The sequence below is a fragment of the Phenylobacterium sp. genome, assembly GCF_030681155.1.
Lineage (GTDB): Bacteria > Pseudomonadota > Alphaproteobacteria > Caulobacterales > Caulobacteraceae > Phenylobacterium.
In genome coordinates, this window is record NZ_JAUXXE010000030.1 from 155,241 (window position 1) to 180,790 (window position 25,550).

29 protein-coding genes are annotated in these 25,550 nt (G+C 65.9%); 15 read left to right on the plus strand and 14 right to left on the minus strand.

Annotated elements, in window-relative coordinates; all coding sequences use genetic code 11:
- Window position 1: 1 nt before the first annotated feature.
- Complete coding sequence (locus tag Q8M13_RS07095; RefSeq protein ID WP_305299078.1) at window positions 2–490, minus strand: Lrp/AsnC family transcriptional regulator; 489 nt, start codon at window positions 488–490, stop codon at window positions 2–4.
- A 107-nt stretch (window positions 491–597) separates the two neighbouring features.
- Here Q8M13_RS07095 and Q8M13_RS07100 point away from each other — a divergent pair, with 107 nt between their 5' ends.
- Genes Q8M13_RS07100 through Q8M13_RS07110 form a run of 3 tightly spaced genes read left to right on the plus strand, consistent with a single transcriptional unit; the run spans window position 598 to window position 4,284 of the window.
- A complete protein-coding gene (locus Q8M13_RS07100) occupies window positions 598–1,611 on the plus strand; it encodes an arginine N-succinyltransferase (protein ID WP_305299079.1) in 1,014 nt (337 codons plus the stop codon).
- The gene (gene astD / locus Q8M13_RS07105) at window positions 1,598–3,007 is read left to right on the plus strand and encodes a succinylglutamate-semialdehyde dehydrogenase (protein ID WP_305299080.1); all 1,410 of its coding nucleotides are present in this window, start codon (window positions 1,598–1,600) and stop codon (window positions 3,005–3,007) included. Before Q8M13_RS07100 ends, astD begins: the two co-directional genes overlap by 14 nt.
- A complete protein-coding gene (locus Q8M13_RS07110; protein ID WP_305299081.1) occupies window positions 3,004–4,284 on the plus strand; it encodes an N-succinylarginine dihydrolase in 1,281 nt (426 codons plus the stop codon). The genes astD and Q8M13_RS07110 overlap by 4 nt, the downstream gene beginning before the upstream one ends.
- A gap of 23 nt (window positions 4,285–4,307) precedes the next feature.
- Here the strand turns inward: Q8M13_RS07110 and Q8M13_RS07115 are convergent, their stop codons facing one another.
- A complete protein-coding gene (locus Q8M13_RS07115; protein ID WP_305299082.1) occupies window positions 4,308–4,553 on the minus strand; it encodes a DUF6356 family protein in 246 nt (81 codons plus the stop codon).
- Between the two features lie 119 nt (window positions 4,554–4,672).
- Between Q8M13_RS07115 and Q8M13_RS07120 the strand changes: the two genes are divergently transcribed.
- Window positions 4,673–5,137 (plus strand): Lrp/AsnC family transcriptional regulator, encoded by a 465-nt coding sequence (locus tag Q8M13_RS07120; protein ID WP_305299083.1) that lies wholly within the window; start codon window positions 4,673–4,675, stop codon window positions 5,135–5,137.
- 6 nt (window positions 5,138–5,143) lie between these two features.
- Window positions 5,144–6,538, plus strand: coding sequence for an AMP-binding protein (locus Q8M13_RS07125; RefSeq protein WP_305299084.1), 1,395 nt, complete (start codon window positions 5,144–5,146; stop codon window positions 6,536–6,538).
- Between the two features lie 3 nt (window positions 6,539–6,541).
- On the opposite strand, the gene Q8M13_RS07130 is transcribed toward Q8M13_RS07125, so the two are convergent.
- The gene (locus tag Q8M13_RS07130; RefSeq protein WP_305299085.1) at window positions 6,542–7,309 is read right to left on the minus strand and encodes a helix-turn-helix domain-containing protein; all 768 of its coding nucleotides are present in this window, start codon (window positions 7,307–7,309) and stop codon (window positions 6,542–6,544) included.
- Between the two features lie 88 nt (window positions 7,310–7,397).
- Here Q8M13_RS07130 and Q8M13_RS07135 point away from each other — a divergent pair, with 88 nt between their 5' ends.
- The gene (locus Q8M13_RS07135; protein WP_305299086.1) at window positions 7,398–8,660 is read left to right on the plus strand and encodes an MFS transporter; all 1,263 of its coding nucleotides are present in this window, start codon (window positions 7,398–7,400) and stop codon (window positions 8,658–8,660) included.
- Here Q8M13_RS07135 and Q8M13_RS07140 read toward each other — a convergent pair.
- Window positions 8,657–9,454, minus strand: a complete 798-nt coding sequence (locus Q8M13_RS07140) for a DUF1295 domain-containing protein (protein WP_305299087.1) — start codon at window positions 9,452–9,454, stop codon at window positions 8,657–8,659. The genes Q8M13_RS07135 and Q8M13_RS07140 overlap by 4 nt on opposite strands.
- 60 nt (window positions 9,455–9,514) lie before the next feature.
- Entirely contained in the window at window positions 9,515–10,504 is a 990-nt protein-coding gene (locus Q8M13_RS07145) for an aldo/keto reductase (RefSeq protein WP_305299088.1), read from the minus strand.
- Between the two features lie 152 nt (window positions 10,505–10,656).
- Here Q8M13_RS07145 and Q8M13_RS07150 point away from each other — a divergent pair, with 152 nt between their 5' ends.
- On the plus strand, window positions 10,657–11,181 hold the full coding sequence (locus tag Q8M13_RS07150; RefSeq protein WP_305299089.1) for a GNAT family N-acetyltransferase: 525 nt from the start codon (window positions 10,657–10,659) through the stop codon (window positions 11,179–11,181).
- Here Q8M13_RS07150 and Q8M13_RS07155 read toward each other — a convergent pair.
- Window positions 11,178–11,987: an alpha/beta fold hydrolase gene (locus tag Q8M13_RS07155; RefSeq protein ID WP_305299090.1), complete on the minus strand. Its 810-nt coding sequence runs from the start codon at window positions 11,985–11,987 to the stop codon at window positions 11,178–11,180. The genes Q8M13_RS07150 and Q8M13_RS07155 overlap by 4 nt on opposite strands.
- Before the next feature lie 76 nt (window positions 11,988–12,063).
- The gene (locus Q8M13_RS07160) at window positions 12,064–12,669 is read right to left on the minus strand and encodes a TetR/AcrR family transcriptional regulator (protein ID WP_305299091.1); all 606 of its coding nucleotides are present in this window, start codon (window positions 12,667–12,669) and stop codon (window positions 12,064–12,066) included.
- Between the two features lie 72 nt (window positions 12,670–12,741).
- Between Q8M13_RS07160 and Q8M13_RS07165 the strand changes: the two genes are divergently transcribed.
- From Q8M13_RS07165 to Q8M13_RS07180, 4 genes are read left to right on the plus strand one after another with little or no spacing between them, the layout of a single operon-like run.
- Complete coding sequence (locus Q8M13_RS07165) at window positions 12,742–13,512, plus strand: SDR family NAD(P)-dependent oxidoreductase (RefSeq protein ID WP_305299092.1); 771 nt, start codon at window positions 12,742–12,744, stop codon at window positions 13,510–13,512.
- 10 nt (window positions 13,513–13,522) lie between these two features.
- On the plus strand, window positions 13,523–14,077 hold the full coding sequence (locus Q8M13_RS07170; RefSeq protein WP_305299093.1) for a hypothetical protein: 555 nt from the start codon (window positions 13,523–13,525) through the stop codon (window positions 14,075–14,077).
- 52 nt (window positions 14,078–14,129) lie between these two features.
- Window positions 14,130–14,417, plus strand: coding sequence for a 2TM domain-containing protein (locus Q8M13_RS07175; protein WP_305299094.1), 288 nt, complete (start codon window positions 14,130–14,132; stop codon window positions 14,415–14,417).
- Window positions 14,418–14,426: 9 nt separating this feature from the next.
- Window positions 14,427–15,158: a dienelactone hydrolase family protein gene (locus Q8M13_RS07180; protein WP_305299095.1), complete on the plus strand. Its 732-nt coding sequence runs from the start codon at window positions 14,427–14,429 to the stop codon at window positions 15,156–15,158.
- Here Q8M13_RS07180 and Q8M13_RS07185 read toward each other — a convergent pair.
- The 3 genes from Q8M13_RS07185 to Q8M13_RS07195 form a co-directional block, all read right to left on the minus strand.
- Complete coding sequence (locus tag Q8M13_RS07185) at window positions 15,155–15,964, minus strand: phytanoyl-CoA dioxygenase family protein (protein WP_305299096.1); 810 nt, start codon at window positions 15,962–15,964, stop codon at window positions 15,155–15,157. The two genes, Q8M13_RS07180 and Q8M13_RS07185, sit on opposite strands and share 4 nt — an antisense overlap.
- A 30-nt stretch (window positions 15,965–15,994) precedes the next feature.
- Window positions 15,995–16,444: a hypothetical protein gene (locus Q8M13_RS07190; RefSeq protein ID WP_305299097.1), complete on the minus strand. Its 450-nt coding sequence runs from the start codon at window positions 16,442–16,444 to the stop codon at window positions 15,995–15,997.
- Window positions 16,445–16,582: 138 nt separating this feature from the next.
- Window positions 16,583–17,842, minus strand: coding sequence for a cytochrome P450 (locus tag Q8M13_RS07195; RefSeq protein ID WP_305299098.1), 1,260 nt, complete (start codon window positions 17,840–17,842; stop codon window positions 16,583–16,585).
- Window positions 17,843–18,024: 182 nt separating this feature from the next.
- Between Q8M13_RS07195 and Q8M13_RS07200 the strand changes: the two genes are divergently transcribed.
- From Q8M13_RS07200 to Q8M13_RS07215, 4 genes are all read left to right on the plus strand, one after another.
- Window positions 18,025–19,374 carry an FAD/NAD(P)-binding protein gene (locus Q8M13_RS07200; RefSeq protein ID WP_305299099.1) on the plus strand — a complete coding sequence of 450 codons (1,350 nt, stop codon included), beginning with the start codon at window positions 18,025–18,027 and terminating at the stop codon, window positions 19,372–19,374.
- A gap of 66 nt (window positions 19,375–19,440) precedes the next feature.
- The gene (locus Q8M13_RS07205; protein ID WP_305299100.1) at window positions 19,441–20,490 is read left to right on the plus strand and encodes a LacI family DNA-binding transcriptional regulator; all 1,050 of its coding nucleotides are present in this window, start codon (window positions 19,441–19,443) and stop codon (window positions 20,488–20,490) included.
- Window positions 20,491–20,618: 128 nt separating this feature from the next.
- On the plus strand, window positions 20,619–22,727 hold the full coding sequence (locus tag Q8M13_RS07210; RefSeq protein ID WP_305299101.1) for a M13 family metallopeptidase: 2,109 nt from the start codon (window positions 20,619–20,621) through the stop codon (window positions 22,725–22,727).
- Window positions 22,721–23,533 carry an RNA methyltransferase gene (locus Q8M13_RS07215; protein ID WP_305299218.1) on the plus strand — a complete coding sequence of 271 codons (813 nt, stop codon included), beginning with the start codon at window positions 22,721–22,723 and terminating at the stop codon, window positions 23,531–23,533. Before Q8M13_RS07210 ends, Q8M13_RS07215 begins: the two co-directional genes overlap by 7 nt.
- Here Q8M13_RS07215 and Q8M13_RS07220 read toward each other — a convergent pair.
- From Q8M13_RS07220 to Q8M13_RS07235, 4 genes are all read right to left on the minus strand, one after another.
- Window positions 23,530–24,000: a helix-turn-helix domain-containing protein gene (locus Q8M13_RS07220; RefSeq protein WP_305299102.1), complete on the minus strand. Its 471-nt coding sequence runs from the start codon at window positions 23,998–24,000 to the stop codon at window positions 23,530–23,532. The genes Q8M13_RS07215 and Q8M13_RS07220 overlap by 4 nt on opposite strands.
- Window positions 24,001–24,117: 117 nt before the next feature.
- Complete coding sequence (locus Q8M13_RS07225) at window positions 24,118–24,381, minus strand: hypothetical protein (protein ID WP_305299103.1); 264 nt, start codon at window positions 24,379–24,381, stop codon at window positions 24,118–24,120.
- Window positions 24,378–24,920, minus strand: a complete 543-nt coding sequence (locus Q8M13_RS07230) for an isochorismatase family protein (RefSeq protein ID WP_305299104.1) — start codon at window positions 24,918–24,920, stop codon at window positions 24,378–24,380. Before Q8M13_RS07230 ends, Q8M13_RS07225 begins: the two co-directional genes overlap by 4 nt.
- Window positions 24,917–25,549, minus strand: coding sequence for a GNAT family N-acetyltransferase (locus Q8M13_RS07235; RefSeq protein ID WP_305299105.1), 633 nt, complete (start codon window positions 25,547–25,549; stop codon window positions 24,917–24,919). Before Q8M13_RS07235 ends, Q8M13_RS07230 begins: the two co-directional genes overlap by 4 nt.
- Between the last annotated feature and the right edge of the window lies 1 nt (window position 25,550).

Genomic DNA, 25,550 nt, shown 5'->3' on the forward strand with positions numbered 1-25,550 from the left:
CCTAGCGGCCGGTCGTCACCGGCGCGCCCCGGTAGGGCTTGGCGTCCTTCATCAGGATGTGAGAGGCGATCTTGTCGACCCCCAGACCTTCCTGCAGCAGGCGATCGGCCAGTTCGCCCCAGGCGCGGACGTCGGGCGTCACCACCTTGATCAGATAGTCGAAGGGCCCCGACACTTGCGCGGCTTCGACGACTTCGGGAATGTCCAGCAAAACCGCCTCGAAAGCTGCGAGGTCGGCGGGGCGATGGCTCTTTAGCGTCACTTCGCCGTAGATCGTGACGGTCGGGCGGATGCGCTCGATGTCGAGCCGAGCATGGTAGCCCAGGATCAGGCCATCGGCCTCCAGGCGTCGCACGCGCGCCAGGCAGGCGCTGGGTGACAGGGCGACCTTCTCAGCCAGGGCTTGGTTCGTAATCCGGCCATCGGCCTGCAGAATCGCCAGGATTCTCAGGTCCAAACGGTCGAGCGCAGAATATCCGTCCAACGCCATACCTCGCCGCATTTTCTGCGGTGGAAAGTGCTATCTTCCGCCGCCTGTTTGGTCAAATCCCTATCACACTAAGCCTCCAAGGCTTCGATCATTCTGCGGAGGATGTCATGATCGCCATCGGCGTCGTCGTCCGACCGGCTGGATTTCAAGATCTGGAGGCGTTGCACGCTCTGGCGCTGAGCGCTGGACTGGGCATGACCAATCTGCCCCCCTGTCGCGAGCGTCTGGGCGCTCTGTTGGCCGCCAGCGTTGCGGCCCTGGCCGGCGAGCGCAAGGCCGGCAGCCAGATCCTGCTGGTGATGGAGGCCGCCGGCGAGGTGGTCGGAACCGGCTGCATTTTCCCCAGTGTCGGCGGCGACTGGCCGTTTTACTCCTACCGGATCGGGCGGCTGCGCCAAACCTCCCAGGCGCTGGGCAAGGTGGTGGAGAACACCATCCTGACGCCGGTGAACGACTATGACGGGTCGGCCGAGGTCGGCGGCCTGTTCGTGCGCCCAGGCCTGCGCGGCATCGCCGGCGGGCGTCTGATGGCGCGCAGTCGCTATCTCTTCATGGCGCAGCACCGCGAATGGTTCGGAGATCGCGTGGTGTCCGAACTGCGCGGCTATCAGGACATCGATGGGCGTTCTCCGTTCTGGGAGGCGGTCGGCCGCAAGTTCTATGGCCTGGAATTCAAGGAGGCCGACCGGATCAGCGTCGGCGCGGGCAAGCAGGTCATCGCCGACCTTGGGCCGAAGTACCCGATTTACCTGAACCTGCTGCCCACGGACGCCGCGCTCGCGGTGGGACAGTTCCATCCAGACGGCGCTCGCGCCCACGCCCTGCTGACGCAGGAGGGGTTCAAGTTCGAGGGATGCATCGACATCTTCGACGCCGGCCCGACCATGGTGGCCGACATCGACAGCCTGAAGGCCGTGCGCGACAGCGGCGTCTCGACAGTGACCGAGATTGGCGCGTGCGACGAAAGTCCCGAGGTGCTGATCAGCGTGGGTGAAGCCGAGGCGTTCCGCGCCACCCGGGGCTACGTCCAGGGGCGAGACGGCGAGCTGCGCGTCAGCCCCGAGCTCGCCCAGACCTTGAACCTGCAGATCGGAGATCGCGTCCGTCATGTCGAATTCTGAGATCGTCTCGACCGATCCTTGCACTGACGAGGTGGTGTGGCGCGGGCCTACGACTTCGCCCTCCGAACTTGACGCGGTCATGGCGCGGGCTCGGCAGGGGTTTCGCATGTGGTCGGGGATGTCGCTGGAGGACCGCCACCGCATCGGACGAGCCTTCGCCGACCTCGCCAAGGCGCGGCGCGAGGTCATCGCCCGACTGATCAGCCAGGAAACGGGCAAGCCCTATTGGGAGACGCTGACCGAGGCCGATACGGTGGCCGGCAAGGTGGAGGTCTCTATCCGCGCCCAGGCTGAGCGGGCCGGCGAGCGGGTGGGGGAGGCGGCCGGAGCCCGCGCCCGGTTGGCTCACCGTCCGCATGGTGTGGTGGCGGTGATCGGGCCGTTCAATTTTCCCATGCATCTGCCCAACGGCCACATCACCCCGGCGCTGCTGGCTGGAAATGCAGTGGTCTTCAAGCCGAGCGAAAAGACTCCGGCCAGCGGTCTCTATCTGGCCGAGTTGTGGCGTGAGGCCGGCGTTCCGGCCGAGGTTCTGCAGGTGGTGATCGGCGGCGCCGAGATCGCCCAGGCCTTGGTCCCGCACCCCGAAACGGACGGCGTGTTCTTCACCGGCGGCGTGGGCGCGGGACGGGCGATCCACATGGCGTTGGCCGATCAGCCGCAGAAGATCGTGGCTCTGGAGCTGGGCGGCAACAATCCGCTGATCGCCTGGGATGTGACCGACGTCCAGAGCGCCGCCCACCTGATCGTGCAGTCGGCCTACGTCTCGGCAGGCCAAAGGTGCTCCTGCGCCAGGCGCCTGATCGTTGCGCAGGGCGCTGAGGGCGAACGCATCATCGAGGCGCTCGCCGCTCTCATCGACAAGATTAAAGTCAGCGCGCCCTTCGACGACCCGCAACCTTTTATGGGGCCGGTGATCGACATGGCCAGCGCGTGCGGATTGCTCCGCGCGCAGGGGCGGTTGGGTGGCCGCGCCATTCGCGAGTTGAAGCCCATGGCGCCGGACCGCCCCTATCTCACGCCGGGCGTGATCGACGTTACGGGTGTCGAGGTTCCAGATCAGGAGAACTTCGGTCCATTGCTCCAGGTCATCCGCGCGCCCGACTGGGAGGCGGCGATTAACGCCGCCAACGCCACGCGGTTTGGTCTGGCCGCCGGCCTGCTCTCGGACGACGAGACGCTCTATCGTCGCTTCTGGACCGAGGTCCGAGCCGGGATTGTTAACTGGAACCGGCCGACGACGGGGGCGGCCGCCACCGCGCCGTTCGGTGGCCCGGGCCTGTCGGGCAATCACCGGCCAAGCGCCTACTATGCAGCCGACTATTGCGCCTATCCCGTCGCGAGTCTGGAGGCCGACAGCGTCAACTTCCGTGTCGCTACGGGCCTGGCTGCGTGAGCGCTATCGAGATCAATTTCGACGGCCTGCCGGGACCGACCCATAACTATGCAGGCCTGTCGGTCGGCAATGTCGCCTCGCAGTCGAACTTCGGCGAAGTCTCCTTTCCACGCGCCGCCGCCCGCCAGGGGCTGGCTAAGATGCGAAGGGTGATGGAGCTGGGCCTTGTTCAAGGCTTTCTGCCTCCGCCCCTGCGACCGGCCGCCGCCGCCCTGCGTCCGTTCGGCTTCAAGGGAAGCGACGATGAGGTGCTGGCCGCCGCGGCCGCCGAGGACCTGAGCCTGTTCCGGGCGGCGTGCTCGGCCTCCAGTATGTGGCGAGCCAACGCCGCGAACGTCCTGGCCGCGCCCGACACGACCGACGGCCGCGTGCATCTGGTGACGGCGAATCTCGCCGGCATGCTGCATCGAAGCTTTGAGGCCGAGGAGACCTACCGGTTGCTGCGCCGGGTGTTTCCCGATGCTGACCGGTTCTGCATCCATGAAGCCTTGCCGTCGGCGCGGCACTTTGGCGACGAGGGCGCAGCCAACCATATGCGGCTGGCGCCTAGTCATGGCGCGCCGGGCCTGAACGTTTTCGCCCACGGAGAGCTGCGCGGCGGGAACTATCCCGAGCGCCAGAGCCGCCGGGCGAGCCAGGCAGTGGCGCGGCTGGCGGGGTTGGACGCAGAGCGCACGCTCTACGCTCTGCAGAACGATGCTGCGGTCCAGGCGGGTGCTTTCCACAACGATGTGGTGGCGGTCGCCAACGCCAATGTGCTGCTCGCCCATCCCGAGGCTTTCGCCGATCCAGCGCGGCTCTACAGCGCCATGCGCGAGCGGCTGCCCAATCTGCATGTCGTCGAAACCTTCGGGGTCAACCTGGCCGATGCGGTGTCCTCATATCTCTTCAACTCCCAACTCGTGACCCTGCCGGGCGGAGATATGGCGCTGATCTTGCCGTCGGACGCACGGGAGAACGCCGCAGCGTGGAGCGCCGTGGAGGCGGTCCTGGCCGCAGACAACCCGATCAGGCACGCCGTCGTGGTTGATGTGCGCGAGAGCATGCGTAATGGCGGCGGCCCAGCCTGTCTGCGCTTGCGAGTGCCGGTCGATGGCCTGGCTCGGGCAGGCATCAACCCGCGCTTTCTGCTGACGCCGGAACGCTTGGCGGCCCTGTCACAGGTCGTGGAGGCCCATTGGCCCGAACGCATCGCGCCAGACGACCTGCTGTCGCCGGACCTATGGGCTCAGGCGCGCGCCGCGCGTGCGGCGCTGGAAGCTGTGATCGAAGGTTGAGGTCGTTGGGGTCAAGCCAGGCTCTAGGCCTGGACTGGGCTCGAGGCCTGGGCCGCTGAAGCCTCAACGCGCAGCCGGGCGCTCATCTTGGCGTGCAGGCGCTTGATGCAATCGCTGGCGGTCTTCTCGAACCAGAATGGGAAGATCGCGTGGATCAGGCAGGCAAGGCCGGCGATGATCATCGTCACGCCGAAGGCCGCAGCTTGGGCCAGATGCTGAGCGTAGCTTTCGCCGATGGCGGTCGGGTGCCGGTTGAACGCGTCGAGCATGAGCCTCTCCTGTAGGTCGCTTGGTTGGAGAGTGCCTTGGGTGAGCGAGAAAGACGTTGTCGATCTCGTTCGGTTTGCTTCAACATAGAGAACATTATTCTCCATGTGTGGCGATCAGAATGACGAATGTTCTCCTGGATCCGACGGATCGGCGAATCCTGCGCGAGCTACAGGCCGATGCCACTATTCCCGTCGCCGAACTCGCGGAACGGGTGGGGCTGTCGCAGACGCCTTGTTGGAAACGGGTCAAGCGTCTGACGGACGAGGGGGTGATCGAGCGCAAGGTCGCGCTGCTTGACCGTGACAAACTGGACCTTGGCTTGGTGGTGTTCGTCTCGGTTCGCACCAGCCGCCACGACGAGGCGTGGATCGCCGACTTCGCCAGGGGCGCGGCGGCCTTGCCGGAGGTGGTGGAGTTCTATCGGCTGGCGGGTGAGGCCGATTACCTGTTGAAGGTGGTGGTTTCCGATATCTCGGCCTACGACCGCTTCTACAAACGCCTGATCGCCACGGCTCCGCTGAACGATGTGTCCTCCGCTTTTGCGATGGAGCAGATCAAGTTCACCACGGCCCTTCCGCTCTGAGACCCGATGAACCTCTACGACCTGCTCGCCTCGCGCTTTCCCGCCGATCGCTCCAAGCCGGCCTTCTTGCTCGCCGATGGGACCGCGATCTCCTACGGCCAGCTTGAAGACGACGTCGCCCGCACCGCCAGCCTGCTGATCGAGTACGAGGTCGAGCCCGGCGACCGGGTGGCGTTGCAGTCGGAAAAGAGCGTCGCGGCGGTCGCGGTCTATCTGGCGACCTTGAAGGTAGGCGCGGTCTTCCTGCCGCTGAACACCGCCTACACCGAGGCCGAGGTCGAGTACTTCATCGACGATGCCGAGCCGGTGCTGTTCGTCGAGGACGCCGAGGCGCTGGTCGCCGACGCCCGGACCCGCCCGCCGTTGGCCGACACCCTGGTCATGGACGACGATGACCTGGCCTCGATCATCTACACCTCGGGCACGACCGGGCGATCCAAAGGGGCGATGCTCAGCCACGGCAATCTTGCCGCCAACGCCCAGGCCCTGCATCAGATCTGGGGCTTCACCGCTGACGATATCCTGTTGCACGCCCTGCCGATCTTCCACGTCCATGGGCTGTTCGTGGGGCTGCACTGCGCGTTCCTGTCGGGCGCGCCGATGGTCTGGCTGCCCAAGTTCGACGACGGCCAGGTGCTGGACGGGCTCGCCAAGGCCACGGTGATGATGGGAGTCCCGACCTTCTACACTCGGCTGCTAGCCAATCCGGGCTTTACCCAGGGCCGGGCCAGCCACATGCGGTTGTTCATTTCCGGCTCCGCGCCGCTGCTGGAGTCGACCTTCGCCGAGTTCGAGGCGCGGACGGGCAAGCGGATCCTGGAGCGCTACGGCATGAGCGAGGCGGTGATAATCACCTCCAACCCGCTGGACGGCGAGCGCATCGCCGGCAGCGTTGGCTACCCGTTGCCGGGCGTGGACCTGCGCATCGCCGGCGGCGAGACCGGGACTATCGAGATCAAGGGACCCAGCGTATTCGCCGCCTATTGGCGGATGCCGGAGAAGACCGCCGAGGAATTCACCGCCGACGGCTACTTCATCACCGGCGATGTCGGCCGTCAGGACCCCGATGGCCGGGTGTGGATCTCCGGCCGGGCCAAGGACCTGATCATTTCCGGGGGCTTCAATGTCTATCCCAAGGAAATCGAGCTGATCTTCGACGAACTGGCGGGCGTCAGCGAGAGCGCGGTGATCGGCGTGCCGCATCCTGACTTTGGCGAGGCGGTGGTGGCGGTGGTCATCGGCCAAGGCGAAGAGAGCGACCTGATCGCCCAGGCGCGGACTAGGTTGGCGGCCTTCAAGGCCCCGAAGCGGGTGTTCTTCGTGGACGAGTTGCCGCGCAACGCCATGGGCAAGGTGCAGAAGAACCTGCTGCGCGAGCGGTTTGCCGGGACGTTTGGGTAGGGGCTAAGGCTGATAGCGGCTTGGCGCGACGCCGAGCAGACGCTTGAACATGGTGGCGAAGGCCGCGGGGCTCTCGTAGCCGAGGTCTAGGGCGATGGCGGTGACTTGGTCTCCGGCCGCCAGCCGCGGCAGGGCGACCAACACACACGCCTGTTGGCGCCATTCGGCGAAGCTCATGCCAGTCTCGCGCCGGAACAGACGCGTAAAGGCGCGCCGGCCCATGCCCAGGGCGTCGCTCCAGCCGTCGATGGTGTCATGTGGGCTCGGCTGCTCCAGGAACGCATGGCACTTGGCGACGAGCGCCGGCGTCATGGGGAAGGGGACGGCTAGCGGGATCACCGGGGCTCGCTCCAGCTCGGCGATCAGCAGCGACATGACCAGGCCGTCGCGTCCCTCCAGATCGTACTCTCGCTCGATCTCGCAGGCCTCGACAAGCAGGCTACGCAGCAGCGGCGAGACGCCAATCACCCGGCTCTGATCGCCGAGCGTGGCGCAGGTCCCGGCGTCGATCAGCACGCTGCGGGTGCTGACCGCGCCGACCATCTTCACCGAATGCAGCACGCCGGCCGGGGTCCAGACGGCGCGTTCAGGCGGGGCCACCCATGCGCCGTGCTGGGTCGACAGCGCGACGACCCCCTTGGCGGCGTAGAGAAGTTGGCCGCGTCGGTGCGAATGCCACTCCAACTCATGCGACGGCGGATAGTCGTTCCCGATGGCGACGACCGGCCTTGGGATGTCCTGATAGTCGTTCGAGTCGATCCAGGTCGTCATTGTCCCACTCGCGAAACTGAAAGACCCATAAAGGAATGCGGGCGACCCGCGAAGCGCCTAAGCGAGCCTCATCAAGTTGGAGCCTCCGATGAGCGAGCAGACCATTTCAGTGAAACCAGCGGTGCAACCGGCAGCCGGGACCGCGTTCGGCGTAATCCTCGCGATCAGCTTCTGCCACCTGCTCAACGACATGATGCAGTCGCTGCTTCCCGCCATCTATCCGAACCTTAAGCTCGAGTTCGGGCTGACCTTCGGGCAGATCGGCGTGGTCACGCTCGCCTATCAGCTTACCGCCTCGATCCTTCAGCCGCTGGTGGGCCTCTATGCCGACAAGCGCCCGACGCCGATGGCGCTGCCGGCGGGGACGCTGTTCTCGCTGGCCGGTCTGGTGGTGCTGTCGGTGGCTCACTCCTATCCGATGCTGCTGGTCGGGGCCTGCCTGCTGGGCATGGGCTCATCGGTGTTCCACCCGGAGTCATCGCGCGTGGCCCGCATGGCCTCGGGCGGCCGGTTCGGCCTGGCGCAGTCGCTGTTCCAAGTCGGCGGCAACGCCGGTTCGGCGCTCGGGCCGCTGGCTGCGGCGGTGGTCGTGGTCCGGTGGGGCCAATCCAGCCTGGCCTTCTTCGCCCTGCTGGCCCTGCTGTCGGGCGGCATCTTGTGGAACGTGGCCAACTGGTATCGCACCCATGGCCTGGTCCGCCTGCAAGCGGCCGCCAAGCGTGGTGAAACAGAAGCGCCGGTTCCGACCCGTCAGGCGATGTTCGGCATCGCGATCCTGCTGGCGCTGATCTTCTCTAAGTACGTCTATCTGGCCAGCCTGACGAACTACCTGACTTTCTACATGATCGACCGGTTCGGGGCCTCGGTTCAGGTCGCTCAGTACCACCTGTTCGCGTTCCTCGGCGCGGTGGCGGTCGGCACGGTGGCGGGCGGGCCGCTGGGTGACCGGTTCGGGCGCAAGTACGTGATCTGGTTCTCGATCCTTGGCGTGCTGCCGTTCAGCCTGCTGCTGCCCTTCGCAAACGAGTTTTGGACCCTGCCGTTGACGGTGGTGATCGGCCTTATCCTCGCCTCGGCCTTCCCAGCGATCGTGGTCTACGCCCAGGAGTTGGCCCCTGGTCGGGTTGGGATGATCTCGGGGCTGTTCTTCGGGTTCTCATTCGGCATGGCCGGGATAGGGGCGGCCGTGCTGGGCGCACTGGCCGACGCTACGGATATCGAGACAGTCTACCGGGTTTGCGCGTTCCTGCCGGCCATCGGCCTGCTGGCGGCGCTGTTGCCAACGGTCGGGCGTCATCAGCCACCGCCTCCACCCCCGACGCCGGGCCTGGAACCAGAGACCGTGCCCTAGGGCGCGCGCGGCGGCAGGGGAATGAAGCTCGATGTCCGACGGATATAGGCTTCATACCCCGGCCGCCTGCGGCGCATGCGGTCCTCCAGCATCGGCACGCCGCTTAGCTTGGTGAGCAGGAAAGTGATCGTGATTGGTCCCAGGATCGAGGCCGCGCCGACCCAGCCCGTCTCGGCGGCGATCAGATAGAGGCCCCACCAGACGCAGGCGTCGCCGAAATAGTTGGGATGGCGGGTGTAGCGCCAGAGCCCAGTGTCCAGCACCGCTCCCTGATTGGCCGGATCAGCCTTGAAGCGGGAAAGTTGCAGGTCGCCGATGCTTTCAAATCCGACGCCCATCACGGCGAGAGCGACACCGAGCCAAGCCATCGGCCCAAGCGCGGTGGTCACGGCGTATTGGCCGAGTTGGACGGGCAGGCAGACGACGAACATCAGCGGCGCTTGCATCGCGAAGACGATCATCAGCGAGGCCTTGCCGAAGCTCCAGCCTCGTTCCGACTGGGCCTTGCCCAACATCGCGACGTAACGGGGATCGGGGCCGCTTTTGCGCCAACGCCAGAAGAGATGGATCCCTAGCCGCAGGCCCCAGATCGTGCAGATTGCCAGCAGCGCCATGGCGTGCGGCCCATGGCCGCCGGTGACGAGGTAGGTGGTCCAGGCGGCGACCACCATCCCGACGGCCCACCAGCTGTCGACGAAACTCACGTCCTTGAGCCGGATCGAAATCAGCCACAGCACCGCGAAGCAAACCGCGATCACGGCCGCGTTGACGACAAGGATGTGAGTCGCGTCCATCGATGAAGGCTGCCGCCGTTCCGCCAGGGAACGCAAACGGAACGGCGGCGGCCGGGTTCCCTAGGCGTCGACGAGCGTCATGCCGCGTTCGTCGTACCGCTCGCCCTGGACCTTCTGCGCCAGCGAGTTGAGGCTGGCGGTCTCTTCGGCGGTGAGTTGGATGTCGGCCGCCTTGAGGTTGGTTTCCAGGTTGGCCAGCTTTGTGGTGCCAGGAATGGTGACCACGTTGGGCTTTGTCGCGAGCACCCAGGCCAGGGCGATCTGGGCAGGCTGAGCGCCTTTGGCTTTGGCCACCCGCTCGATCTCCGCGACTAGATTGATGTTGGCCTCATAGGCCTCGCCCTTGAAGCGGGGCGAGACGACAGCGCGATAGTCCTGGCCCTCGGGCCTGTGATCGTGGGTGAAGGCGCCCGTCAGCATGCCGCGTCCCAGCGGGGAATAGGCCACGACGCTCACACCGGTTTCCACGCACAGGGGCAGCACCTCGCGCTCGATGTCGCGCGTGAAGATCGAGTACTCCCACTGCACGGCCGCGATGGGATGGACGGCCTGGGCGCGGCGCAGGCTGTCGGCGTTGACTTCGGAGAGTCCGATCGCGCCGATCTTGCCTTCCTTGACCAGCTTGGCCATCGCCTCGACGGTTTCCTCGATAGGGCGACCCGGGTCCTTGCGGTGCAGATAGTAGAGATCGACATGGTCGGTCTTCAGCAGTCGCAGCGACTGTTCGATGGCACGGCGCATATTTGCCTCCGAACCGTCCACACCGCGCACGGTGCGTTCTTTCAGGTCGCCGACCGGTCCGAACTTGGTCGCAATGAACGCCTTATCGCGGCGGTCATGAAAGGCTGCGCCCAGCAGCTCTTCGTTGGCGCCGAAGCCGTAGAGTTCGGCGGTGTCGAAATGATCGACGCCGCGATCCAGGGCGGCGTGCAGAAGTTTGACGGCCTCGCCTTGGTCCATCGCCTCGCCATAGGCGATCGACATACCCATGCAGCCCAGGCCGATGGCGTTCACTTCACGGCCGGTTCGGCCGATTTCCCGACGGATCATGGAGGTCTCCGCAGATTCAGATTGTGGGGGATGTGAGCGCTCACTCACAAGCGATAATTAGCTCCCACCTTGAGGAGCGTCAAGGGGAAGGCGTTTGTTCCGGACGTGATTTTCGGCTGGCGTCCGCGCGCGGCGTGTGGATTTACGGAGCGATGCACATCTCTCCTGCCACCGCGTCCGATCTGCCCGCCATCGCCGCCCTGGTGAACTCGGCCTATCGCGGCGACAGTTCGCGGCAGGGCTGGACGACCGAGGCCGACTATCTGGGTGGCCAGCGCACGGACGCCCAGGCGCTGGGACATGACCTCGCCACCAAGCCCGAATCTGTCTTGCTGACCCTTCGCGACGAAGCCGGCGGGCCGCTGCTCGCCTGCGCATGGCTGGAGCCGGCGACTGACGGAGCCTGGTATCTGGGTATGCTGACCGTGCGTCCCGACCTGCAGGATCGCAAACTGGGCCGGACCATACTGGAGACGGCGGAGGCGCATGCGCGCGCGCTTGGCGCCCGGCGGATCATCATGACGGTGGTGCAGATCCGCGACACCCTGATCGCCTGGTACGAACGCCGCGGCTATGCGTCTACCGGCGAGACACGGCCCTTTCCCTATGACGACCAGCGGTTCGGCGAGCCGATGCGCGACGACCTGGCCTTCATCGTTCTTGCGAAGACGATCTAGCCGCCCGCGATCCGCGCCTCGATCAACGGAAAAAGCCAGGCGCCGCGCCGGGTGATGCTCATATGCGTCGTGCCCGGCAATACGGCGAGCTGAGCGTCGGGGATCAGTCGAGCGGCCTCAGCGGCGCGGTCGATCCGCACGAAGTCGTTGTCGCCGATCGCCAGTAGGACCGGCGCGCTCAGCGCCGCGATCTTCGCTTCTGGCCAGCCCGGCCATTGCGCCAGCATGACGTTGAGCTTGCCCAGGATGTCCTCGAAGGCGTCAGGGTCCGGCGCGCTGCGGCGGAAGCTGTCGGTCCAGGCGGCGAAGTCATCGGCGGTAGGCAGTAGGGGGATGAGGGCCGCGGAAGGTTCGTGGGTGGGGTCGCGTTGCAGCTTCACCAGTTCGGGCAACATGTCGTCGAAGGTGTAGGTCGCCCCGACGGCGGTGATGCTGGCCACCTGCTCAGGATGGCTGATTGCTACGCCGAACGACACGAGCGCGCCCAGGCTGTGGCCGATGAAGTGGGCGCGGGCGACTTGAAGGTGGGTCAGGACCGCCGAAGCGTCTCGCGCCATCTGGTCCAGGGTGATGGCGCCATTGCGGTCGCCCGTGTGGCCGTGGCCCTGCATCTCCATGGCGATCACCGGCCGTTGGCGCGACAGCAATGGCAGCAGGTCGTCCGCAAACGCCGTCTCGATGGTCATCGCCCCGCCCGGCAGCAGCACGAATGGAGCGCGCGCGCCATCGGGCGGGCCGCCATGGATCTCGTAGTAGATGTCCAGGCCGTCGCTTGTGACGTAGCCGCTGCTTGTCGTGGTTCCCATGGCGGACTCCTTGTCGCGGGTGGCGATCAGAGGACGAACGAGGATCCCGCCGGCCGACATACGGCGTCGGGAAACGTCAGGCCCGCCAGGAGTCCAGCACAGCCTCGGCGGCGGCGTCCAGTTCGGCCTCAGTCCAGCAACGGCCCTTAAGCTCGCTTTTCAACATGTAGCCGACCGGAGCGAAGAAGAGGTTGGCCAGCAGGTCGCCGGGCAGCTTCTTGAACAGGCCGCGCTCGATTCCCGCCGCCCGCAACCGCGCGACAGCGCCGGCGATCGCCTCGTGCGCCGCGCCGCCTTCACGTTTGGAAAGCGAGGATTCGGCGAAGCGCTGCCCGAACATGAAGGCGTCGGAGTCTGCGCGATAGGTGTCGTAGAGCTTGCGCCAGACCCGCTTGGCCCGCGCATCCGGGGCCTCGTCGCCGTGCTCGCCGTCGCTGATGGCCTCGAACACGCTTTGCTTGATGCCGCGATAGACCTCGATCAGCAGGTCGTCCTTCGAGGGGAAGTGACGATAGAGTGTGCCTTCGGCGACGCCGGCCGCGCTGGCGATGGCCGCGGTCGTGGCGGCTTCGAAGCCGTCGCGGGCGACGATCTCAAGGGCCGCGCGCAGCAACTTGTCCTTGGTTGAAAGGGCCGGGGTGAGCATCTGCTCACAGGTCATGGGCCGGGCGTTCGATGTCAAGTCTCGGCTTCTGTGGCGCAGCGGCGGAAGGTCGCGCTAGAACACCGCAACGAGAAAATCAGGGAGTTGCAAATGGACTTGGGTCTCAGGGGCAAGAAGGCGGTCGTCACCGGTGGATCGCGCGGTATCGGCCGCGCCATCGCCGACCTGCTGGCCGACGAGGGCGCCGATGTCGCCATCTGCGCGCGCAACGCCGAGCAGGTGGCCGCCGCCGTCGAGGCGCTGAAGGCGAAGGGCGTGAACGCCTGGGGCCAAGTCGTGGACATCGCTGACGGTCAGGCCCTAAAGGCCTTCGTCCAACAGGCCGGCGAGACCCTTGGCGGTATCGACATCATGGTCTCCAACGCGAGCGCCCTGGTCCAAGGCAATGGCGAGGAGGAATGGCAGGCGATGTTCGACATCGACGTCATGGGCGCGGTCCGGACCTTCGAGGCGGCCAAGCCGTTCCTGCTGAAGGCGGGCGAGGCTAATGGCGACGCAGCCTTTCTGATCACCTCGTCGGTCTCGGCCGCCCAGGCCGACAATCCCTCGTCCTACGGGACGATGAAGGCGGCCCTGATCCACTACGCCAAGGGCGTGGCTCGCGAGAATGCCCCCAAGCATGTCCGTTGCAACGTCATCTCGCCGGGCACGGTGTTCTTCGAGGGCGGCGTCTGGGGCAATGTGAAGGCTGGCATGCCGCAGTTCTTTGAGCAGATGATCAAGCGCAACCCGACGGGGCGGATGGCAACGCCGGAAGAGGTGGCGGCCGCGACCGTCTTCCTCGCCAGTCCGCGTTCGGCGTTCACGACCGGCATCAACATGCTGGTTGACGGCGCGATCTCCTCGCGCGTCAATTTCTAGAGCTAAAGCTTTGGAATACGATTACTTTCAACTCCGACTGGGCCGTGAACGCACGGCCCAGAAGGCGCTCGCCGACCGGCTGCACACCGCGCCCGAAGCGGTGGCGGTGTTCGCGCCGCTGCTGGGCTTCGCCTCCAATGAGGCGCTGGTCCTGGCGCGGGCTGGGGCCAAGCTGGAGCTACCCGCCCACAGCGTCGATCGCCTGACCCCGACCCTGCGTCCGACGCAGGATGCGGCGCCCGAGACCGGCGGGATCTATGTCCACAACTGGTTCACCATCGACGGTGGCGCCGTCGATGAGTTCGTCCGTCTTTCGGGAGAAGCCTGGCCTGATTTCGAGCGCCGGTTCGAAACCAAGATCTATGGCCTGTTCCTTGCCGCCGAGAGCGAGGCCGACCGCACGGACGGGGCGCGGAGGCTGCTGTTGATGACCCGCTACCGCGATCTTGGCGAGTGGCAGGTTTCCCGCGATCCGACGTCCGATGCCATGCAGGTCTTCCTGCGCCGACGGGAACTGACGCGCGTGTCGCTGGCGCGCGCCTGCACGGTCATGCCGCGAGGCTAGCGATCCGCCTCAAATTGAGGTGAGATCGCACATCTGGTCGGGAGACGACGTGATGGCTGAAGACGAAGAACTGAGGCTTCGCAGGATCGCCGAGCGCAGGGCGGACGCCAAGCTGGGATTTCGGAGCCACCTGATGGTCTATGCGATCGTCAATGCGGGCTTGGTGGCGATCAACCTGGCGACCGCTCCCGGCTACCTGTGGTTCGTCTGGCCGATGGCGGGCTGGGGGATAGGGCTGCTGGCGCACGGCTTCTCGGTCTACGCCCATGCCGGCGACCAGCGCGAGCAGATGGTCGAGAAGGAACTTACCCGCCTGCGCAACAACCCGCCGAAGAACTAAGAGGGATAGATGATCGAACAGACTGTCGAGGTCCCGACGCGGGACGGGGCGACGACGACCTTCATCGTCCATCCCGAGCGGGGTGGCCCGCATCCGCTGATCCTCTTCTACATGGACGCCCCAGCGATCCGGGAGGAACTGCGCGACATGGCGCGCAGGCTGGCGAGTTGCGGCTATTACGTCATGTTGCCGAACCTCTACTACCGGGCCGGCGTGCTGGAGATGTCCGCCGAAGACCGGGCCGATCCCGAGCATAAGCGGGTGTTCGAGCTGATGAACTCTCTGACCATCCCGCTGGTGATGGACGATACCGACGCGCTGCTGGCCTATGCCGACAAGGACCCCGCCGCCTCGAAGGGCAAGGCGGGCTGCGTCGGCTACTGCATGAGCGGGCAGTTCGCGATCAACGCCGCGGCGCGTCACCCGCAGCGGATTGGCGCGGCGGCCTCGATCTATGGGACCTTCCTGGTCACCGACAAGGGCGACAGCCCTCATATCGTCGCGTCAAAGGCGGGGGGCGAGCTCTACTTCGCTTGCGCCGAGATCGATCGCTGGGCGCCGCTGGAAGTGGTGCAGGCGTTGGACGTCGCTTTGAAAGCTGACGACGTTCGGGCCGAGGTCGAACTTTACCCGGCCGCCCAACATGGCTTCGCCTTCCCGCAGCGGGCCGCCTACGACAAACCCTCGGCCGAGAGGCATTGGGAGCGGCTGGTCGCGCTCTACCGGCGGAACCTGGGCTAGCGATCGACCGGCGCGATCCAGCCGTCTTCCAGGCTCTTCAGCGGGTGCGAGCCGGTGACCTGGCCCATGAACGGTGGCCAGATGTTGTAGCCCAGCAGGTCTTGCAGTCGCGGCGACATCGCCGCGGCCCTCTCGCGCGGGACGCCCAGATAGAAGTTCTCCTGCGTGCGCCCCCAGGGCTCGCAATACTGATTGGTGAAGGCCAGGCGCGGCGCCTGGCTGCGGTTGGCGCCTCCGCGATGGAGGAGGGTTCCCTGGAACACGATCGCGCCGCCGGCGGGCATCGTGACGGGGCGCATCATGGCGATCGCTTCATGCGGGTCGATGGTCGCGATCTTCTCATCGCTCCAAGTGTGACTGCCGGGCAGGATATCGGTGGCGCCGTTGGTGTCGGTGAAGGCGTCGATGGCGCCGATCACCGACAGGCTGATGGCGGGACGTGGGCGGGGCTGGCGATAGAAGCCGTCGTCGTAGTGGACGCCCTGGGCCGCTTCGCCGGGATAGATGCAGATCGCCTGGCTGGCGCTGAGCAGGTAGCCAGGCTGGAGGAAACGATCGAGCAGGGCCAGCAGCCGGGGTTCCTCGGTCAGACGTTCGAACACCTGCCCGCGCGCGACCAGGGTGTAGACGCGCTCCGTGGCGAACCCTTCGAAGCTGTTGCGGCCGTGATGACTGCCCAGATGTGGCGCCAGGGCCTCGCGAGCCTGATGCAGGGCGGCGGCGTCGGCGAAGTCTTCGATAATCGTATAGCCGTCCTGCGTCAGACGCTGGACGTGAGCCTCGATATCGAACGGCGGGGTGGTCACGTCGGTCGCCTCCCTGATGTTTGGAGGAGTCTAGCCGAATGACGGCAGGGCAAGTCCAGGCCGTTCATTGTCCCAGATCATCGACATGATGCGCCAGCGGCCGTCGGCCTCGCGGTAGAGTTGGATGGAATTGATCCCTCGGCGTTCCGGCTTGGCGTCGCCCAGCGCACTCCTGGCCTCATAGGCGCTCCAGACCTGCGCCATGTTGCCGAACTCGTCGACGCGGCGGCCGATCTCGACCTCGTAGAAATCGTTGGCCTCGAAGAACGGCGCGACATCGGCGCTGTAGTCGTCTGGAGCCATGATCTTGATCCACGGGCGGCTATCCTCGCCCAGCCCGGTGCGCATCTGGCGGGCCTCGGCGTGGAATATCTCGCCTTGGAGCGCCCAGTCGCGCGGCCCCTTGGGGCCGGAAATCATCGCGTACATCGCATCGACGACGGCGCCGATGTCGGTGGGATCGAAGGGGAGCTGCTTCATGCCCGCGAGCTTATGGCGGGCAACGGGCCGACGTCACCTGGTCATCGACGAACGCGGACCGGGTCGTGACGAGCCGAAACGAAAGCGGCGGCGCGAGATAGCTCGCGCCGCCGCCAAGTCTGGTCTCGCAGGAAAGATCTAGGCCCGCGCGGGGATGATGACCTTCAGCGACTCATAGCCCTTCACGAAGCTCGAATAGGTCCGGACCGGCTCGCTCACCACCTTGATATCGGGGAAGCGCTTGAGGATCTCTTCCCAGATCACCCGCAGTTGCAGCTCGGCCAGACGGTTGCCGACGCAGCGGTGGATGCCGAAGCCGAAGGACATGTGGTTACGGGGACGTTCGCGGTCGATGATGTAGTCGTTCGGACGCTCGATGACCTCGTCGTCGCGGTTGCCCGAGACGTACCACATGACGACCTTGTCGCCCTTCTTGATGGTCTTGCCGCCCAGTTCGTAGTCCTGGGTGGCGATGCGGCGCATGTGGGCCAGCGGCGTCTGCCAGCGGATGGTTTCGGAAACCATCGACGGGATCAGCGAGGGGTTCTCGCGCAGCTTCTTGTATTGGTCGGGGTTCTGGTTCAGCGCCAGGATCGAGCCGGTGATGGTGTTGCGGGTGGTGTCGTTGCCGCCGACCGTCAGCAGCACGATGTTCCCAAAATACTCGCGGGGCGACATGTCCCGGGTCTCAGGGCCATGGGCCAGCATGGAGATCAGGTCGCCGCCGGGAGGGGCGTTGACGCGCTGGTTCCACAGCTCAGTGAAGTAGGCGTGGTACTCGACGAAGATTTGCATCTTCTGCTCGATGGTGTCGACCAGCGGGCTCTTGCCGGGAACGGCGGTGACCACGTCCGACCAGTAGGTCAGCTTGCGGCGGTCTTCCTGCGGCATGTCGAACAGGGTGGCCAGGGTCATGGCCGTCAGTTCCATGGAAACCTTGTCGACCCAGTCGAACTCCTCGCCGATCGGCAGGCTGTCGAGGATCTTGGCCGAGCGCTCGCGGATCAGCGGCTCGAGGATCTGGAGGTTCATCGGCGAGACAGCAGGGCTCACCGTCTTGCGCTGAACGTCGTGCTTGGGCGGGTCCATGGCGATGAACATGGGCAGCGGGCCCTCGTCGCCGTCCTGCGAGGCGATGGTGATGCCGCCTTCCGAGGAGAACACTTGGTGGTTCGTATCGACCGCCATGATGTCGTTGTACTTGGTGATGGACCAGTAGGGGCCGTACTCGCTCTCGGCGGTGTAGTGGACCGGATCTTCCTTACGTAGGCGCTCAAGCACTGGCCAGTGGGCGTCGGTGCGGAACAGAGCCGGATCGCCAGGATTCAGCTGATCCAACGGCAAGGCGTATGCCCGGGTGCGGGCATCTTGGGTCAGGTCGATATTGCCGTCGCTCATAAGTAATCTCCTCCGGTCCTATAGCGCTCCCGGTCTCCAGCCAAAGATGACGCTGGCGTCAAGTTTAGCGCGCCTTCTCTTCGGCGTCTCCAACTGATCTGCGTTCAGGTGAAGTTTTTCTCTCGTTTAAAATCCCACAAAAATGATAGGAATTAAATTCACGGATCCAGGGAGTGCGAGCCATGAGCCAGCGGCCGACAGTTGTGGTGATTGGGGCGGGGTTCTCGGGACTGCTCACGGCTCTGCACCTGGTGGCCGATCCGCAGGGGCCCACGGTCCGGCTGGTCGAGCGGGCCAGGGCGTTCGGGCGGGGCGCGGCCTATTCCACCGGAAACCCCGACCATCTGCTGAATGTCCGGGTGGCCAATATGAGCGCCTATCCGGACGATCCCGAGCACTTCACCCGCTGGCTGGCGACTCATGAAGGCTGGAGTTCGCACGGCGGCTTCGTCACGCGGGGCGTCTATGGCGACTACCTCCAGGACCTGCTTCGCGAGGCGCTGGAGAACACCGCCGCAGGACGGCTGCTGCTCGAACAAGACGAGGCGGTGGACGTCAAGCGCGCCGGCGAGGGATGGCGGGCTAGGCTGGCGCTCGGCCGCGAGATCGAGGCCCAGGCGGTGGTGCTGGCGCTCGGTGTGCTGCGTCCCGCGCCGCCGGCGGCGGCGACGGACGCCCTGCTGGGATCCGCGCGATATGTCGGTGACCCATGGGACCCGGCCGCTTCGCTGGACGAAGGGGCCGATGACGTACTGCTCACCGGAACCGGTCTGACGATGATCGATGCGGCGGTCACGCTATGGCGGCCAGGACGGCGGTTCTGGGCGATATCGCGCCGCGGCCTGATCCCACGCGCTCACGCTCCTGTCGCGGCCAATACTCCGGAACTCCAGGCCACTGGGTCGCCTCGAGAGGTCCTGGCGGCGGTGCGTCAAGCCTCGGGCGATGGCCAGTGGCGCGAGACTATCGACGCTTTGCGACCGCACGTTCGAGGGATTTGGGAAGGTTGGAGCCAGGCGCAGCGCCAGTCGTTTCTGCGCCACCTGCGTCCCTGGTGGGACGTGCATCGCCACCGCTTGGCGCCCAGCGTCGCGCGGCGGGTCGGCCTGTTGATGCGGTCGCGGGAACTGGTGGTGAGGGCCGGTCAGATTGTCAGCCTCGCCCCGAACCGCGAGAATATCGAAGTGACTTGGCGGCCGCGCGGCGGAACGATCACCCGGCGCCTAACCGTGGACGCCGTCGTCAACTGCGCCGGCCTCTTGGGCGATCTGGACCGGGCTCGCGAGCCGCTGCTGAAACAGCTCATGGCGCGCGGACATATCCGCCCGGACCCTTGCCGGCTTGGGGCCGAAGTCGACCGGACCTCGCGGCTTATCGGGACGGGCGGCGCGCCGGAACCGGGCCTCTATGCGGTGGGGCCGCTGACGCGCGGGGCGTTCTGGGAAATCACCTCGGCGCCCGACATTCGAACCCAGGCCGCAGAGACCGCCCAGGCGATACTCGGCCGTCTAAGGCGGGCTCGCGCGGCTTAGGCCGCTTGGCGCCGCGATCAGGCGCACGCTATGAACTTGGCTTGAGTTCAGCGGGAAGCCGAAATCGTGACTGCGCGTGAGAGGGTTGCGAAGGAGGGGCCGTCGGGCCGCCCGACGATCAATGACATCGCGCGCCTGGCGGGCGTCTCCAAGAAGACGGTTTCGCGGGTCATCAACGAGAGCCAGTTCGTCAAGGAAGACACCCGCAGGGCGGTCCAGGCGATCATCCAGGAAACCGGCTACGTGCCCGATCCGCAGGCGCGGGGGCTGGCGTTCCGCCGCTCGTTCCTGGTTGGGCTGATCTACGACAACCCAAACGCCCAACACACCATCGACCATCAGCAGGGGTTGCTGGAAGCCATGGCCGGGACGGGTTTCGAGCTGGTCGTGCGCCGGGTCGACCGGACCAGCCCGACGCTGCTGGAAGATATGCGCGCCTTCATCGAGCGCCAGAAGCTGTTCGGGGTGGTGCTGCCCTCGCCGGTGTCGGAGGAGGAGCGCCTGGTCAGTCTGCTGAAGGCGCTGGACCGTCGCTATGTGCGAATATCCTCCACCCCTCTCGACCAGCCTGACCGCATGGTGGTCAGTCACGACGGCAAGGGCGCGGCCCAGGCGGCTCACCATCTGGCGGGCCTTGGGCACAGCCGTATCGCCCTGATCTCTGGCCAGGAGGGGCGGCGTTCATCCAGCGTGCGGATGAGGGGGTTCGAGGAAGGCCTGGCTGAACATGGCCTAGCCCTCGATCCGAACCTCGTGCGGCGCGGCGCATATGCCTACGAGTCCGGGGTCGCAGCGGCGCGCGAGCTCTTGGCGCTTGAGCCTCGCCCAACCGCGATCTTCTGCCTGAACGACGAGATGGCGGCCGGCGCGTATCTGGCGGCGCGGGAGCTTGGTCTCGTGGTGGGCGCTGACATATCCATCGTCGGTTTCGACGACGCACCGATAGCCTCGCGGCTCTGGCCGACCATGACGTCGGTCCGGCTGCCGCTTCGTCAGATGGGACGTATCGCCGGCGAGTTGCTGACGTCCGACGGGCTGCACGACAGGCCGCCGACGCCGCGGGAGATCGTGCCCGAACTGATCGTTCGCAACTCGACCGTGGCGCTTCGCCCCTAGCGGGCTGAGCTTTCGCCGACGACCATGACGGAAGTTTAATGCGCCGCAGCGCGCGGGTGCGCGTCGGCGGTGTAAGAAAGTCTCCAAACGCAGACGGCGCGCGCGTCGCGCCGCGCATGGAGCCATTGATGACGACCTGGAAGTCCCTGCTGCTGGGCGCGTGCGCGCCCGTTCTCCTGTCGGCCCCCGCCACGGCCGCGACACCGCCCAAGGCGCAAGCCGCCGCCGTGGCCGATGCGGCCAAACCGAAGCCGAAGTACGGAACCTTTGGCTTCGATACCGCAGGCATGGACCGCGCCATCGCCCCTGGCGACGACTTCTACGGCTACGCGAATGACGGCTGGATGAAGACGACGGAAATCCCGGCCGACCGAGGCAGCTACGCGACCTTCGGCGTGCTCGCCGACGTGGCCGCCGAACGTACTCGGGCCATCATCGAGGACTCGGCCAAGGCCGGAGCGCCCGCTGGCTCCGACGCCCGCAAGATCGGGGACTACTATGCGAGCTTCATGGACGAGGCGGCGATCGAGGCCGCCGGCCTGAAGCCGTTGCAGCCTGAACTTGATCGCATCAAGGCGATCAATTCCCGCGCCGACCTTTCGCGCGAGCTCGGCGCAAGCCTGAGGGCCGACGTCGACGCCCTGAACGCCACCGACTACACGACCGATCGTCTCCTTGGCCTGTGGGTGGCCGAGGACATGAACGACACCAGCAAGTACCGGCCCTATCTGATGCAGGGCGGACTGGGCATGCCGGACCGCGAATACTACCTGGACGCCAGCCCCCGGTTCCAAGAGTTGCGCGAGAAGTACCAGGCGCACATCGCCAAGATGCTGACCCTGGCCGGCTATGATGACGTCCAAGCGCGCGCCGCCCGCGTTCTGGCGCTGGAAACCGCCATCGCCCGCGCTCACTGGACGGTGGGCGCCACCGGAGACATGGCCAAGGCCAATACGGTCTGGACCCGGGGCGACCTCGCCAAGAAGGCGCCGGGCATCGATTGGACCGCGTTCCTGCAGGCCGCTGGCATGGCGCAGCAGCCTAGCTTCGGCCCGTGGCAGCCGTCGGCCATCAGCGACATCGCCGGGCTGGTCGGATCCCAGCCGATCGCAACCTGGAAAGACTACCTGGCCTTCCACGCCATCGAGCGCGGCGCGCCCTACCTCTCGAAAGCGCTGGTCGACGAGCATTTCGCCTTCAACAGCACGGCCCTGGCCGGAACGCCGCAGCAGCGCGACCGCTGGAAACGCGGTGTCGACAACACCAGCGAGGCCCTCGGCGAGGCGGTCGGCAAACTCTATGTCGAGCGCCACTTCACGCCGGAAGCCAAGGCGCAGATGCAGGAGATGGTGAAGAACATACTAGTCGCTTTCGACGCGCGTATTGACCGCCTGGACTGGATGAGCCCCGAGACCAAAGCCAAGGCCAAGGAGAAGCTCGCCAACTTCCGCGTCGGCGTCGGCTACCCTGACAAGTGGCGGGATTATTCGGGCCTGGAGATCGTCCGCGGCGACGCCTATGGAAACTGGGAGCGGGGCGAGGCCTTTGAGTACCGCCGCAACGTGGCCAAGCTGGCTGGCCCTGTGGACCGTGACGAATGGTGGATGACGCCGCAGACGGTCAACGCCCTGAACCTGCCGATGCAGAACATGATCGTGTTCCCGGCGGCGATCCTGGAACCGACCTTCTTTGATCCGAACGCCGACGCCGCGGTGAACTATGGCGCCATTGGCGGAGTCATCGGCCACGAAGTCGTCCACGGCTTTGACGACACCGGCGCGTTGTTCGACGCCAAGGGCAACCTCAAGAACTGGTGGACGCCTGCGGACATGGCCCAGTTCAAGGCACGCAGCCAGGCGCTCGCGGCTCAGTATAGCGCCTATGAACCGCTGCCCGGCCTGCATCTCAACGGCAACCAGGTTCTGGGCGAGAACATCGCCGACCTGGCGGGTCTGGCCAGCGCCTACGACGCCTATCACCTGTCGTTGAAGGGGCAGGCCGCCCCGGTGATCGACGGTTTCACCGCCGACCAGCGGTTCTATCTGGGCTGGGCGCAGAACTATCGGTCCAAGTTCCGTGAAGCCTCCCTGCGCCGCAATGTGCTGTCGGGCGTCCATTCTCCGGGCGAGTATCGCGCCCAGACCGTCCGCAACCAGGATCCTTGGTATCCAGCGTTCGATGTGAAAGCGGGACAGGGCCTCTATCTGGCTCCCGACCAGCGGGTGAAGATCTGGTAGTCGTTCGGATAGACGATCCCGCCGACCCGCGCATCGCGCCCTATCGCGATGTGCGGGAGCGCGATTTGGTGGGGCGACAGGGGCTGTTCATCGCTGAGGGCGAGGTGGTCCTGCGGGTGTTGGCGCGCTCGCGCCTGCACAAGCCTGTGTCGTTGCTGCTCGCCGAGAAGCGGATCGCAGGGCTGTCCGAAATCCTTGAGACCCTGCCAGACGACGTGCCGGTCTATGCGGCGGGGCAGGATGTGATGGATGCCGTGGTCGGATTTCCAATTCATCGCGGGATCCTCGCGGTCGGGCGCCGGGTCGCTGAGCCGGAGCCGGCGGAACTGCTGGCGAGTCTGCCTGAAGATGCGCTGGTTCTGGTGCTCTCAGGCATCGCCAACCACGACAACATGGGCGGGCTGTTTCGCAACGCCGCGGCGTTCGGCGCCGACGCCGTGATTCTAGATTCCGACTGTTGCGACCCGCTCTATCGCAAGTCGATCCGGGTCTCGGTCGGGGCGGCCCTGATCACACCGTTCGCGCGGATGGCGCCCAGGACTGATCTGCTGGAGTTGTTGGAAGGTCATGGCTTCGAGGCCGTCGCGCTCAGCCCTAGAGGGCAGGAGACTCTGGCAGAGGCGACCCGAGCGCCGCGCGCTGCGGTGGTGCTGGGAGCCGAAGGGCCTGGCCTGGCTGCAGATCTATTGGCCAGGGCGAAGACCGTCCGCATTCCGATGGCGGACGGCTTCGACTCACTGAACGTGGCGGTGACCGCCGGGATCGTTCTGCATCACCTCGCCTTTGCGGCGAGGCGCAACAGTTAGCGCGCGCGGCGAATGCCGAGCGTGCGCTCGTCGGAGGATTCTTCGATGAGTGAACGGGTCAGGTTCAGGATAGCGGTGCGCATCGCCGGTTGCTGAACGCTGGCGAAAGCCTCCAGCAGTTGAACGGCGCCCGGTACGGCCAGTTTCTCGAACAGGCTCTCATCGCCGAGCGGTGCGGCGGTTTCACCAACCAGCTCGCCGACAGAGGTGTCGAGCTTCTGGGCGATCTTCACCAGCATGGAGGCGGAGACGCGGTTAGCGCCGCGCTCGTATTTCTGGACCTGCTGGAAGCTCACTCCCAGGTGGTCGGCCAGGGTCGATTGGGAAATGCCGAGCCACTTGCGACGAACGCGGATGCGATGGCCGACGGCCACGTCGATGGGGTCGGGTCCTTGATCTTCGGAGTTCTCGTTCACTGAAAAATCCTTGCTGACGATGCGGCAACTTAATTTTTCGCTATCTCGCATAGGCGTAAGGCCTGCCGCTACACCTTTATGGTGAAACGGACGTTGCGTCGCAGCGGAGCGTTAATAATTCCCGTCCGGCGCGAGCTCTACAAGTAAACAATGTTCTCGCGAGGGCCTCTAAGCGTCGGGCGCCCGGTTCTCGAGAATCGCTCCGATCTGGTCGAGCACGGCGAGGGCGGTCTCCTCTCCGTCGCTTTCGCATATCTCGTTCGCGCGGCGGATGATCTGTGAGAGCGCGGCGAGATCGCGCGGGCCGAGCAGGCTGGCCATGCGCAGGAGTTCGGCGGCATCCGGATCGTCGAGCCGCCCCAGGTCGTCGACTTCGCGACTGAAGCTGCGGAAACCCACGAGGAACGGGTCGCTGGGCTTGGATTGAGTCATGGTGCGTTCGCCGCGGCCAAGGCCGAGACGCCCTCCTGAAATAGCTCTTCTGACGCGATCATTCGGCACAGTGGCGACAGCGACATGATGGGGCCGCTCATGGCCATCCGCTGGAGGCGCTCGTCCTTGGCGTTGATCGCCACGGCGTCCTGCAGGATTTCAACGGCAACCTTGCGGTCGGCCGCGGCGAAAGCGGTGGCCAGCACGCTGTCGCAGAGCGAAAAGCCGATCAAAGCCAGTGGCCCGCCAAGCGCCAGGGCGGCTTGGGAGAAGGTCGGGTGCGAGAAGGCCGAGGGCCCGGATCTCACGTAGATCGGTTCGCTCGGGAGCGGTTCCAGCCCGGCGATGGGCCGTGCTCCATCGGGGTCGCCCTCGCGGCGGTGGACATGGAGTATTGGCCAGCGCTCCCGCCGCGCGCGCAGGAGCACCTGGCGGCAAGCCTCAGTGGTGCGCGCGACGCTCGTCGGCGAGATCGCATGGGCGAGGCGGGCGCGCTGGAGATCAAGACAGACGAGGGCGACTGGCGGGGCAGGGCTCATCTCGACAAGCCGCCCAGGTTCGAGGCCGGGCGCGTGGCCGACGTGTCGAGGACGCCAGCCTCGTCCCAGGCTCCTTCAGGCCGTAGCAGCACGAGCGGGTCGCTGTCCAAGGTGAGGGCGTCCGGCGGTGGAACGCCTTCCACGATCATCTCGACATAGTCATGGTCCGACACCACGAAGCCGTCGCGATTCTCGCGGATCTGGGCGTTGAAATATTGCTCCCAGAACGGGATCAGCCGGACTTGGCCGTAGCCCAGGATTTTCCGGTAATTCTTCTTCTCCGCCAGTCGCTTGGCGGCAAGAATGAGCATGAGGGTGGCGCGGCCGCGGCGATACTCTCGACGTACGGCGACCCGCTCGACCTTGGCGAAGTCGGCGAACCACCGGATGCGCAGGGTTCCGATCGGCTCGCCGTCGCGGCGTAGAATCAGATGCGTGGCTCCGGCGAAGTCGTTGCCGTCATACTCTTCGTCATACGGGCAGGCCTGCTCGCCGACATAGACGAGGGTGCGAACCGCCATCGCCTGCATGATGTCGGGCAGGGTGCGGCAGACCATGATCTCCAATTGGCCCTCGTCCACCTCGGCGGCGGGGCGTGCGTCCAGAGGCATGCGGACATTGGCGTTCATG